Annotated in this window: 12 protein-coding genes; 6 read left to right on the plus strand and 6 right to left on the minus strand. The window is 69.5% G+C overall.

Annotated features, from left to right (window positions below):
- Window positions 1-210: 210 nt before the first annotated feature.
- The 6 genes from VFF46_RS14700 to VFF46_RS14725 all read right to left on the minus strand — a co-directional run bounded on the left by VFF46_RS14700 (window position 211) and on the right by VFF46_RS14725 (window position 6,169).
- Entirely contained in the window at window positions 211-438 is a 228-nt protein-coding gene (locus tag VFF46_RS14700) for a hypothetical protein (RefSeq protein WP_325037676.1), read from the minus strand.
- 63 nt (window positions 439-501) lie between these two features.
- Complete coding sequence (locus VFF46_RS14705) at window positions 502-1,461, minus strand: ABC transporter permease (protein WP_325037677.1); 960 nt, start codon at window positions 1,459-1,461, stop codon at window positions 502-504.
- 2 nt (window positions 1,462-1,463) lie between these two features.
- Window positions 1,464-2,390: an ABC transporter permease gene (locus VFF46_RS14710; RefSeq protein WP_325037678.1), complete on the minus strand. Its 927-nt coding sequence runs from the start codon at window positions 2,388-2,390 to the stop codon at window positions 1,464-1,466.
- A complete protein-coding gene (locus VFF46_RS14715; RefSeq protein WP_325037679.1) occupies window positions 2,387-3,403 on the minus strand; it encodes an oligopeptide/dipeptide ABC transporter ATP-binding protein in 1,017 nt (338 codons plus the stop codon). The genes VFF46_RS14710 and VFF46_RS14715 overlap by 4 nt, the downstream gene beginning before the upstream one ends.
- Window positions 3,400-4,377 carry an ABC transporter ATP-binding protein gene (locus VFF46_RS14720; RefSeq protein WP_325037680.1) on the minus strand — a complete coding sequence of 326 codons (978 nt, stop codon included), beginning with the start codon at window positions 4,375-4,377 and terminating at the stop codon, window positions 3,400-3,402. Before VFF46_RS14720 ends, VFF46_RS14715 begins: the two co-directional genes overlap by 4 nt.
- A 4-nt stretch (window positions 4,378-4,381) precedes the next feature.
- A complete protein-coding gene (locus tag VFF46_RS14725) occupies window positions 4,382-6,169 on the minus strand; it encodes an ABC transporter substrate-binding protein (protein WP_325037681.1) in 1,788 nt (595 codons plus the stop codon).
- Between the two features lie 167 nt (window positions 6,170-6,336).
- Here VFF46_RS14725 and VFF46_RS14730 point away from each other — a divergent pair, with 167 nt between their 5' ends.
- The 6 genes from VFF46_RS14730 to VFF46_RS14755 all read left to right on the plus strand — a co-directional run.
- On the plus strand, window positions 6,337-7,020 hold the full coding sequence (locus VFF46_RS14730) for a response regulator transcription factor (RefSeq protein WP_325037682.1): 684 nt from the start codon (window positions 6,337-6,339) through the stop codon (window positions 7,018-7,020).
- Window positions 7,021-7,055: 35 nt separating this feature from the next.
- Complete coding sequence (locus VFF46_RS14735; RefSeq protein ID WP_325037687.1) at window positions 7,056-8,438, plus strand: HAMP domain-containing sensor histidine kinase; 1,383 nt, start codon at window positions 7,056-7,058, stop codon at window positions 8,436-8,438.
- Window positions 8,439-8,554: 116 nt separating this feature from the next.
- Window positions 8,555-10,153, plus strand: coding sequence for an ABC-F family ATP-binding cassette domain-containing protein (locus VFF46_RS14740; RefSeq protein ID WP_325037683.1), 1,599 nt, complete (start codon window positions 8,555-8,557; stop codon window positions 10,151-10,153).
- Between the two features lie 121 nt (window positions 10,154-10,274).
- Complete coding sequence (locus VFF46_RS14745; RefSeq protein ID WP_325037684.1) at window positions 10,275-10,757, plus strand: hypothetical protein; 483 nt, start codon at window positions 10,275-10,277, stop codon at window positions 10,755-10,757.
- 18 nt (window positions 10,758-10,775) lie between these two features.
- Complete coding sequence (locus VFF46_RS14750; protein WP_325037685.1) at window positions 10,776-11,927, plus strand: sensor histidine kinase; 1,152 nt, start codon at window positions 10,776-10,778, stop codon at window positions 11,925-11,927.
- A partial coding sequence (locus VFF46_RS14755; protein WP_325037686.1) for a response regulator transcription factor occupies window positions 11,924-12,336 on the plus strand: 413 nt, incomplete at its 3' end. The genes VFF46_RS14750 and VFF46_RS14755, both read left to right, overlap by 4 nt.

Raw genomic sequence — 12,336 nt, forward strand, 5'->3', positions numbered from 1 at the left:
CGCCCGACGAACGTCACCGCCGCACCGGCAGCAGCCAGCCGGCCACCCACGTAGCAGCCGACGCCGCCGGCACCATAGACCGCGATCATGCGAACAACGTACCGAAGGACAGGAGATGTCTGGGTTCGTTCCGGGACGGAGCGGACACCTCCTGTCCTTGTACAGAGTCCCCGGGGAAACCCGACCAAAGGAAACCCGGGGAACTCCTGATCAGCCGGGGCGGTTGGCCGGTCGCCGGCTGTAACCGGCCAGCGGCCGGGTGGAGACGTGTTCGTGGTCGCCCGGGTCGTAGTGCGCGGCGCACTCGCCGGAACCGTGGCGGCGTGCCGACTTGGCGAACGTGAAGGTCTCGAGGCCGACGGCGTACACGCTCCACAGCGCGAAGCCGAGCGAGGCCAGGGCGATCAGGATCAGTGGAAGCGCGATGACAGCACCCATGGCGGGCCTCCGTTTCTGCCAACTCTCCCGGTACCCCGATCGCCGGATCTCAGACGTACTTCGCTAGTGCAGTCGTACTCGTGGATCGAGTACGGCGTAGCCGATGTCGACCAGGATGTTGGCCACCACCACGGCGGCGGAGGCGAACAGGACGATGCCGATGATTACCGGCAGGTCCTGCTGGTTGATCGCGACCACCGCGGTCTGGCCGAGCCCGGGCAGGCTGAACACGGTCTCGGTCACGACCACGCCGCCGACCAGCTGCCCGAGGTCGATCCCGAACTGCGTGACCACCGGCGTCAGCGCGCTGCGCAGGCCGTGGACGTAGATCACCCGGTTCTCCCGGATGCCCTTCGACCGCGCGGTCCGGATGTAGTCCTCGCCGAGCACGTCCAGCATCGAGGCCCGGGTCAACCGGGTGTACGTTGCCGCCAGCAACAGTGCGAGCGCGATCCAGGGCAGGAACAGGTGCTGGAACCAGGGCCCGAAACCCCCGGTCAGCGGCGCGTACCCGCCGGCCGGGAACCAGTGGAAGCCGGCCAGCGTGAGACGGAAGTACAGGAAGTACAACAGCAGCAGCCCGAGCAGGAACGACGGGAACGAGTAGAAGAACAGCGAGAACAACGTCAGCCCGCGGTCCGCCAGCGACCGTGGGTGGACCGCCGAGACGACCCCGTTGAAGACGCCCAGCAGCAGCCAGAGCACGGAGGCGCCGAGCGCCAGCGAGATCGTCACCGGCAGCGCCTGCCCGATGATCGTCGTCACCGACACCTGGTGGTAGTAGTCGTACCCGAGGTTCCCCTTGAGCGCGTTGCCGAGGAAGTGCAGGTACTGCTTCCAGACCGGCAGGTCCAGGCCCAGCCGGTGCTTGATCAGCGCGATCGTCTCCGGCGTACCCTGCCGGCCCGCGAGGGTCTGCGCGACGTTGCTCGGTGCAACGAAGAACAGCCCGAACACCGCGACGCTGATCAGCCACAGCACCAGCAGCCCGTGGCCGAGGCGTCGTACCAGGAACATCGCCATGGTCAGCTCCGATCTCCGCGGGGGTCGAAGGCGTCCCGGACCCCGTCACCGAAGAGGTTGAACGCCAGCGTGGTGATCAGCAGTGCCAGACCGGGGAACAGGATGAACCACCAGGCGGTCGTGTAGTAGTTCTGCGACTCGCTGATCATCCCGCCCCAGTCCGCCGTTGGCGGCGGCAGCCCGAGCCCGAGGAACGACAACGTCGCCTGGGTCACGATCACGACCGGGATCAGTAGCGTGGTGTAGACGATCACCGGCGCGATCACGTTCGGCAGTACGTCGACGTACATGATCCGGCCGTCCCCGGCGCCGAGCGATCTGGCCGCTTCGACGAACTCGCGTTCGCGCAGCGACAGCACCTGGCCGCGGACGATCCGGGCCACCGACGCCCAGCTGAAGCAGCCGATCACCAGCACCGTGACGGTCAGGCTGGGCCCGGTCACCGAGACCAGCGCGATCGCGACCAGCAGGAACGGAACCGACAGCACCACGTCGATGAGTCGTGCCAGGATCGTGTCGGTGATCCCCCCGAGGAACCCCGCGGCGAGTCCCAGCACGACTCCGATCGCGACCGTGATCGCGGTCGCGATCACGCCGACCAGCAACGAGATGCGGGCGCCGTAGGCGATCCGCACCAGGATGTCCCGGCCGAGGTCGTCGGTGCCGAGCCAGAACGTGCCGTTCGGCCCGCGCGGCAACCCGTCCGGGGTGAGCCCGACGGAGCGGTACTGTTCGTTCGGCGGATGCCCGGTGACCGCCGCGAACAGCGGCGCCAGGATCGCCATCAGCACGATCAGCAGGATCACGGCCAGCGAGATCATCGCCACCTTGTCCTTGCGCAGCCGCCGCATCGCGAGCGAGAACGGACTGCGCCCTTCGATGACCTGAGGTTCGTCGACAACGTCGACCATCTCGATAGCTGCGGTCATGATGCCTTCAAGTCAGGTACGGCGGTGGACAGGTCCTCGCCCACCGTCAACGGGTAGAAACAGGCGGTCCGGTGGTCGGGCCGGTCGTCCAGCACCGGCTCCAGCGGTGGTACTTCGGCCGCGCAGTCGAGCTTGGCCTTCGGGCACCGCGTGTGGAACCTGCACCCCTCCGGCGGGTTCGTCGCGGCGGGGATGTCGCCCCCGAGGATGATCTGCTCACGGCTGTCGGCGGTGTCCGGGTCGGCCACCGGCAGCGCCGACAGCAGCGCCCGGGTGTACGGGTGCCGGGTCTGCCCGAACAGGTCGCCGGTCTGCGCGAGCTCGACGATCTTGCCCAGGTACATCACCGCGATCCGGTCGCTCACGTGCCGGATCACCGACAGGTCGTGCGAGATGAACACGTAGGTCAGGTCGAACTCCTTCTGCAGGTCGGCCAGCAGGTTGATGATCTGCGCCTGGATCGAGACGTCCAGCGCCGACACCGGCTCGTCGCAGATCACCAGCTTCGGGCGCAGCGCGAGCGCCCGGGCCACCCCGATCCGTTGCCGCTGGCCACCGGAGAACTCGGCCGGGAACCTGTTGTAGTGCTCGGGGTTCAGCCCGACCAGCTCCATCAGCTCCTGGACCTTCTTCTTCCGTTCGTTGCCGGAAGCAATCTTGTGGATGGCGAACGGGTCGCCGATGATCGAGCCGACCCGGCGGCGCGGGTTCAGCGATCCGTACGGGTCCTGGAAGATCACCTGCACGTCCCGGCGCAACGGCTGCATGGCCTTCCGGGACAGCTTGGTGATCTCCTTGCCCTCGAACCACACCGAGCCCGACGTCACGTCGTACAGATGGGCCATGCACCGGGCCAGCGTGGACTTGCCGCAGCCGGTCTCGCCGACCAGCCCGAGGGTCTCGCCCTTGTGCACCTCGAGCGAGACGCCGGCGACGGCCTGGACCACCTCCTTGGAATGCGTGGGGAAGTCCTTCCGGACGTCCTCGACCTTCAGCAGGACCTCGTCGTTCACGATGCCACCGCCTCCTCCGCGTGGTGTGGGAGCCAGCAGGCCGACTGGTGCCGCGGGTCGCCGCCGACGTTGAGCAGCGGTGGCGTCTCCGAGCACTTCTCGAACACGTGCGGGCAGCGGGTCGCGAAGGGGCAGCCCTTCGGCAGGTTGATCAGGCTCGGCGGCGTCCCCGGGATCGGGGTCAGCCGGTCCGCGCTGCGGGCCGGCAGCGAGGCCAGCAGCCCCTGCGTGTACGGGTGGTGGTTGCGGTAGAAGATGTCCCGGCGCGGCGCGCGTTCCATCACCGCCCCGGCGTACATCACCACCACCTCGTCGGCCATCTCGGCCACCACGCCGAGGTCGTGGGTGATCAGGACGATCGCGGTGCCGAACTGCTCCTGCAGCCGGCGCATCACGTTCAGCACCTGGGCCTGCACAGTCACGTCGAGCGCGGTGGTCGGCTCGTCCGCGATCAGCAGCGCCGGGTCGAGGGCCATCGCCATCGCGATCATCACCCGCTGCCGCATGCCGCCGGAGAACTGGTGCGGGTAGTCGTCGATCCGGTCCGCCGCCCGCGGGATGCCGACCAGGGTGAGCAGCTCGGCGGCCCGTTTCCGGGCCGCCTGCTTGCTGATCTCCAGGTCGTGCGCCCGGATCATCTCGACGATCTGCCAGCCGACCCGGTAGTGCGGGTGCAGGCTGGACAGCGGGTCCTGGAAGATCATCCCGATCTGCGCGCCCCGCAGCCGGCGCAGCGTGCGTTCGTCGGCGGTGATCAGGTCGGTGCCGTCGAAGTACGCCGTACCGGACACCTTGGCGCCCCGGGTGAGGCCGGTGATGGTCTGGGTGGAGACGCTCTTGCCGGATCCGGACTCGCCCACGACGGCGAGGGTCTGGCCGGCTTCCACGTCGTACGACAACCCCCGGACGGCACGGACGGTGCCGTCCGGGGTGTCGAAGGAGACCTTGAGGTCCCTTACTTCCAGCAGAGCCATGAGGTCAGCCCTGCTTGTCCTTGTCGATCCACACGTTGGTCGGGTCGAAGTTCTGGATCGCCGGGACGTAGTTGGCGTTGTGCACCTGCGCCGCGTGGTAGTTCGGGTTCTTCGGGTTGGTCAGCGGGAAGAACGGCGCGTCGGCCATCACCTGCGCGTCGGCCTTCGCCCACAGCGCGGACGCCTGATCCTCGGTCGGCGCCTTGATGGCCTGGTCGATCATGCTGTTCGTGGTCGGGCTGTTGTAGAGCCCGAAGTTGCTGCCGACCGGCGGGAACGACGGCTCGCCGGAGAACAGCGGGTTGAAGAACGACAGCGCCGCGTTGCCGTACCAGTCAGCACCCCAGCCGGCCAGCGACAGATCCCACACGCCGCGCTTGGCGACGCTCGGCACCTGCAGGTACTTCACGTAGAAGTCCGCGTTCGGCGACGGTACGCCGACGACCTTGATGCCGACCTTCGACAGGTCCTGCTGGATCGTCTGGAAGGCCTTGCTGCTGCCCTCGGAGGCGTTCCGGTACAGGAACTTCAGGGTCAGGTTCGGGAAGCCGGCTTCGGTCAGCAGCTGCTTGGCCTTGTCGACGTTGTACGGGTACGGGTCGTTCTTCTTCGAGCCGACGATGTTGTCCGGCAGTACCTGCGTCAGCGGCGGGTTGATGGTCGGTCCGCCGAGGACCTGCAGGACGTTGGCGCGGTTGATCGCGTAGCTGATCGCCTGCCGCACCTTCACGTTCGCGAGCGCCTTGTTGTTGTTCGGCGACGCGGTGTTGTAGACGACGTACGGGTTGCTGGACGCGGTCGGGCCCAGGTTCAGGTTCGGGTCCTTCTTGGCGATCAGGGCCGGCAGCTGCGACGGCGGCGGGCCGGAGTCGAACTCCATGTCCGCGGTCGGGGTCCCGGTCTGCAGCTGTTGTTGGATCGAGTCCTGGCTGACCGTCTCGTTCACCACGATCTTGTCCACGTACGCCTTGCGGACCGGGTCGGAGGCGGCGTCCCAGGCGGAGTTGCGGGAGTACGTGATCGACTTGGTCGGTACCCAGGAGTCGACCTTGTACGGACCGTCGGACGGGAAGTGGTTGCCGAGTTCGGTGCTGGCCGGCAGGTAGTTCAGCGACTCGACCGGCGCCGGCGAGAAGGCCGGCAGCGTCAGCATGTCGACGAAGTACGTGGCGGGCTGGGTCAGCTTGAACACGACGGTGGTGTCGTCCTTGGCGACCACGCCCGGCAGCGGCGTCTTCTCGATGTAGTCCTTGATCCCGGCGACGGTCTTCGGCGCCTTCGCGAAACCGTCCGCGAACGCCTTGTACCCGACGAGCAGGTTCGCGAAGTCCGGGATGCCGCCGAACGGCTGCTGCGGGTTCGCGGTCCGCTTGACGCCGCGGACCAGGTCGGCCGCGGTCACCGGCCGGGCCGGGGTGGTGCTCCACTTGGCGCCCGGGCGGATCTTGATCGTGTAGGTCAGGCCGTCGGAGCTGATCCCGCCGTTCGCGGCGGTCGGGATGTCCGTGGCCAGGTCGGCCACCGGCTTGGTGTTGTCGCTACCGGGATCGGCCGGGTAGGTGAACAACTGACGGCTCCACATCCGCAGGTTCAGATAGCCGATCGAGTAGTAGCTCACATTAGGATCCATGTAGTCGACGTCGCCCGTCCCGAGCATGTTCAGGGTGCCGCCGGTGACCGGGGTGCCGGCCGTGCTGGATCCGGACGGTGTGTTCCCGCCATTGCTGCAAGCCGCGAGCGCGATACTCGCCACGGCGACAAGGGATAGTGCCGCCAGCCGTCTTCTGGCCATTGGTCCTCCTCCGGGACTCGGTACGGCCGAAGCTAGGACTTCCGGATCCGCCCGGAACCGCGAGGCAGCGAACCGTCAAGGAGATGTCACCGGGGACCCGCCTGGTGATGACGGATTCATGACAACTGTTACCGGCGTCCGGCTCGCCGGTGAGCGACACTGGAGCCGTGACGCACAGCTTGCTGCTGGTCGACGACGAACCGCGGATCCGGCGGGTACTGCGGCTCGCCCTCGAGGATGAGGGGTACCTGGTCGCCGAGGCGGCGAACGGGTACGACGCGCTCGCCGCGCTGCGCCGGGAGCCGCCGGACGTGGTGCTGCTGGACCTGATGCTGCCGGACCGGGACGGTTTCACGGTCTGCCGGGAGATCCGCCGCTCCAGCGACGTACCGGTGATCATGGTGACCGCGCGGACCGACAGCCACGACGTGGTCGCCGGGCTGGAGGCGGGTGCCGACGACTACGTGACGAAACCGCTTGTTGCCAAAGAGTTGTCGGCCCGGATCCGGGCGCTGCTGCGCCGGGTCGAGCCGGCGAACGCGCGGCAGGCCGACCTGCTCGAGGTCGGCGACCTGCGGATCGACGTACCGGGCGCCGAGGTGAGCCGGGACGGCGAGGTGCTGCCGCTGACCCGGACCGAGTTCAAGCTGCTGGCCGAGCTGGCCGGTGCCGAGGGCAAGGTTCTCAGCCGTGAGCAGCTGCTGTCCAAGGTCTGGGGCTACGGGTACTTCGGGGACAGCCGGATCGTCGACGTACACGTTCGGCGGCTGCGGCTGAAGATCGAGCGGGACCCGGCCAGCCCGAAGCACCTCGTCACCGCCCGCGGCCTGGGCTACCGACTGGTGAGCTGACCTTGCTGGGACGATTCACCCTCCGGGGCCGGGTGATGCTGGCCTACGGTCTGCTCGCCCTCGGCCTGTCGGCGGTGCTGGCGATGGTGACCTGGGGCGTGGTCTCGGAGTACCTCACCCAGCAGCGCGAGCAGGCGGCGAAGCTGGTCACCGAGGAGAGTACGACGGCCCTGCGGTACGGGCTGTTCGGCGTACCGGATCCCTGCCGGCCGGCCCGGGAGCAGGCCGAGTGCCCGGAGCCGACGATGCAGAAGGGCGTCGACCCGATGGCGGTGCTGAACAGCCTGCCGTCGACGGACGCGGCGGCCTCGATGCTGTACGTCGACGAGCACTGGTACGCGCTCACCGGGAAGCCGTCGGACCTGCCGCCGGACATCATCCAGTCGGCGCTGAACGGTACGTCGGTGCAGCGCCGGATCGACTTCAACGGGCAGCCGGTGCTCGCGGTCGGCGTACCGCTCGGCGCCGGCACCCGGGGGGACGCGTTCTTCGAGTGGCATCCGTTGTCGAGCCTCGACGACACGCTGCGGACGCTGAAGATCACGCTGATCGCGGCGGCGGTCGCGACCACGCTGATCGGGTTGGCGGTCGGCCGGCTGGCCAGTACGGTCGCGCTGCGGCCGCTCGCGGAGCTGGCCGGGGTCGCGGACGCGGTCGCCCGCGGCAAGCTGGACGCCCGGCTGCCGGCCGAGAACGACAAGGACCTGGGCGGCCTGGCCCGGTCGTTCAACCAGACCGCCGCGGACCTGGAACGCCGAGTGGCCGCGGACGCCCGGTTCGCCGGCGACGTCAGCCACGAGCTGCGGACGCCGCTGATGACGATGCTGAACTCGATGCAGCTGATCCAGAACCACAGCGACGAGCTGCCGCCCGCGGTCCGGGAGCCGGTCGAGCTGCTCGGCGACGACCTGGACCGGTTCCGGCGGCTGGTGATCGACCTGCTGGAGATCTCCCGCGACGACGGCGGCGACCGCGGCAGCCGGGAGATCGTCCGGATCGCCGACCTGGTCCGGGCGGCGGCGGACGCGGCCGCCGGGCGCGAGGTCACGGAGGTCGAGCACGAGGCCGAAGGGCTGACCCTGCAGGCGGACAAACGGCGGCTGGAACGCGTGGTCGCGAACCTGGTCGAGAACGCCGAGGACCACGCCGGCGGCTGCAAGGGCGTCGGCGTCCGGACCGGCGGTCTCGGGGTGGTGATCACGGTCGACGACGCCGGTCCGGGGATCGCGGTCGAGGACCGGGCCCGGATCTTCGAGCGCTTCGGCCGCGGCGAGACCTCCGGGCGCGGCCGCGGCGTCGGCCTCGGCCTGGCGATCGTCGCCCGGCACGTGCAGTGGCACCACGGAACGATCCGGGTCACCGAGCGTCCCGGCGGCGGCGCGCGGTTCGTGATCGAGCTGCCCGCGAAAACCAGCTGACGGCGGTTGCCCGCTCCGGTTACCGTGGGCGCATGGCTACTTGCCTCTGTGTCTAGCCGACGCACTCACTCCCACAGGTGAAGTGCGTCCACTAGTATTCACGGAGAGTAACCATCATGATCACCGTTCGCGGTGTTGATATCCGCGTCGCCGCCCAGTTGCTGCTGGCCGGCATCTCGTTCACCGTCGGTGCCGGGGACCGCGTCGGGCTGGTCGGCCGCAACGGCGCCGGCAAGACCACGCTGCTGAAGACCCTGGCCGGCGAGGCACGTCCCGCCGCCGGGCAGATCGCCGTCACCGGGTCGATCGGCTACCTGCCGCAGGACCCGCGGGCGGCCGATCCCGCGATCACCGTCACCGACCGGATCCTGTCCGCACGCGGGCTCGACGAGGCCGTCCGCCGGCTGCGCGCGGCCGAGACCGCGATGAGTACGGCGACGGGGGAGGCCCAGGAGAAGGCGATGGCGGCGTACGCGCGGGCCGAGACGGCCTTCCAGGCGGGCGGCGGGTACGCGGCCGAGGCGGAGGCGGCCCGGCTGGCCGCCGGTGTCGGCCTGCCGAACCGGGCGCTGCAGCAGCCGGTCGGCGAACTGTCCGGCGGGCAGCGGCGACGGGTCGAGCTGGCCCGGATCCTGTTCGCGCAGCACGACACGTTGCTGCTCGACGAGCCGACCAACCACCTCGACGCGGACTCGGTGCTGTGGCTGCGGCAGTTCCTGCTCGGGTATCCGGGCGGGCTGATCGTGATCAGCCACGACCGGGAGTTGCTCAAGGCAACGGTCAACCGGGTCTTCCACCTGGACCCGCAGCGGCTGACGATCGACCTGCACAACACCGGCTGGACGAAGTACCTCGAACAGCTGGAGCTGGACGAACGGCGTCGGCAGCGGGAACGCGCGGTCGCGGAGCGGAAAGCGGCCGCGCTGCACACGCAGGCGGCGAAGATGCAGGCCGGCGCGAACACCGCGGTCGCGGCCAAGAACATGGCGCGCCGCGCGGACAAGCTGCTCTCGGACCTCGAGCCGGTACGCCGGACGTCCCGGGTCGCGAAGATCCGGCTCCCGGCGCCGGCACCGTCCGGACGGACGCCGCTGTCCGCGGTCGGCCTGAAGAAGTCGTACGGCGCGCTGCAGGTGCTGAACGGCGTCGACCTGGCCGTCGACCGCGGCAGCCGGGTCGTCATCCTCGGGCTGAACGGTGCCGGCAAGACCACGCTGCTCCGGCTCCTCGCGGGGCGGGAGCAGCCGGACGCCGGTCGCGTCGTACCGGGTCACGGCCTGCGGCTCGGCTACTTCGCCCAGGAGCACGACACGCTGGACCTGGCGGGCACCGTACGGCAGAACCTGGCCGCGGTCGCGCCCGGGCTGACCGACGGCGAGGTACGGAACGTGCTCGGGTCGTTCCTGTTCAGCGGCGACGACGTGGACAAGCCGGCCGGGGTCCTGTCCGGCGGTGAGAAGACCCGGCTGGCGCTGGCCGGCCTGGTCCACTCGAGCGCGAACGTGCTGCTGCTCGACGAGCCGACGAACAACCTCGACCTGGCGTCCCGGGACGAGGTTCTCGGCGCCGTCGGCAGCTACCCGGGCGCGATCGTGATGGTCACCCACGACGAGGGCGCGATCGAATCCCTCCGCCCGGACCGCGTCCTGATCCTCCCCGACGCCACCGAGGACCTCTGGTCCGACGACTACCTGGACCTGGTGTCGCTCGCGTGAGTCAACCCCTGGGTTGAGACCTGGGATCCACCCGGGTCTCACCTCCGGGCTGACGTTCCGGAGGCCGGATCCGAGGAGTGTTGTCACCAACAACGACGAACCCCTCGAAAGGACCACTGACATGTCGGCCGTAATCGGAATCCTGATTGGCGTCCTGGTGCTGGTACGGGTGATCGGCCGGCAGGTGACCGGCTCGCTGGTCACGCCGAAGTCGCTCGCTCTGATGCCGGCGATCCTGCTCGGGATCGGCGTCCTGTCGCTGGCCTCGGTCGCGCACCTCGCGACCACCGGCGAACTCGCCTTCCTGGCGCTCGACTGCGTCGTACTGTTCGGCCTCGGCATCGCCCGCGGCGCCAGCATCCGGCTGGCGAACACCGACCGGGGCCTGTGGCAGAAGGGCACCACCGCGACGCTGCTGCTCTGGATCGTGACCATCGGGCTGCGGATCGGTACGGCGGTCGCCTCGGCCGCGCTCTGGCCGCACAGCCCGGTCGGCCAGGCCACGATCGCGCTGACCGTCGGCGTCACGATCGCCGCCCAGAACGCGATGGTCTACCGCCGCGCGCTCGCGATGAACGCCCCGCTCGCCGCCCAGAGCGTCTGATGTGGGCATGATGTGAGCATGAGCTGGACGCTGGCAGGCCAGGTGCGGGACTCCTCCGTACCTGGCCTGCTGCTGCGCGCGGTCCCCGGCGTGATCACGATCATCTCGGTGGTGGTCGCGGCGTACGGCGGCCAGCGGCGCGCGCCGTACTGGGTGGTCCTGGTGCTCGGCGCGATGGTTGTCGCGGGCAACCTCTCGCTGTTCCGCCTGAAGTACGGCGAACCGCCGGGCCCGGCCGGGTACGGCATGCTGGTCTTCACGCTCGCCGGGTCCGCGCTCTGGTACGTGCTGCCGGCCAGCGCGATGATCGTGATCCCGTTCTGGGCCAGCCGGGCGGCGGTCCGGTACTTCCGCGCGCAGCCGGTCGAGCGGATGATCGTCGGCGCCAGCATCCTCGGGGTGAGCGTGCCCCTGTACCTGACCACGCACTCGCTGCCGGGTGCGTTCGGTTCGGCGTTCGGGGTGATCGCGCTGACGCTGGTGTCGATCAACCGGCGGAACCGGGAGCAGCAACTGGAGGAGCTCGAGGTGTCGCTGGCCCGCAAGCAGGCCGCGATCGAGGAGCACGGCCGGGCCGCGGCGCTGGCCGAGCGGGCCCGGATCGCCCGCGACGTGCACGACGTACTGGCGCATTCGCTGGCCGGGTTGTCGCTCAGCCTGCAGGGTGCGCGGCTGATGCTGGTTCGGGACGGGGCGTCGGCGGAGGCGATCGAGCAGGTGACCCGGGCGCAGGGGCTGGCCGCGGAAGGGCTCGCCGAGGCGCGGCGGGCGGTCGCGGCGCTGCGGGAGGACGCGGTTCCCGACGTACGGGCGCTCGCGGACCTGGTCACGGCGTACCGGCTGGAGAGTGGGGCTGCTGCCGCTTTCGAGGTGGACGGTGCGGAGCGGGAGTTGCCGGCGGAAGTGATGAGCACGTTGTACCGGACGTTGCAGGAGGCGTTGGTGAACACCCGCAAGCATGCGCCGCACGCGCCGGTGCGAGTGCGGTTGTCGTACGGCTCGGTGGTTGGGCTGACCGTGGACGACGAGCAGGACAAGCGCCCGGAGCGGGCGGCGCCGGGCGGCTACGGTCTGCTCGGGATGCGCGAACGTGCCGACCTGGTCGGCGGATCACTGGAGGCCGGCCCGACTTCGACGGGCTGGCGGGTAGAACTGAAGGTGCCTGCGTGAGTGTTCGAGTGGTGGTTGCCGACGACCAGACCGTGGTTCGCGACGGGCTGGTGACGTTGCTGAAGCTGCTGCCCGGGATCGACGTGATCGCGGCCGCGTCCGACGGGCGGGAGGCGGTCTCGTTGGTGGCCGAACACGATCCCGACGTCCTGCTGGTGGATCTGCGGATGCCGACCATGGACGGTGTCGAGGCGACCCGGATCGTGCGTACCGAGCACCCGCGGACCGAGGTCGTGGTGCTGACGACGTACAGCGACGACGAGTCGGTCCTGTCCGCGTTGCGCGCCGGTGCCCGGGGGTTCCTCACGAAGGACGCCGACGCCGAGTCGATCGGACGCGCCCTGGAGGCAGCCGCCAACGGCCAGTCCATCCTCGACGCCGACGTCCAGCGCCTCCTGATCGAAGGCCC

The organism is Kribbella sp. (genome assembly GCF_035655035.1).
GTDB lineage: Bacteria > Actinomycetota > Actinomycetes > Propionibacteriales > Kribbellaceae > Kribbella.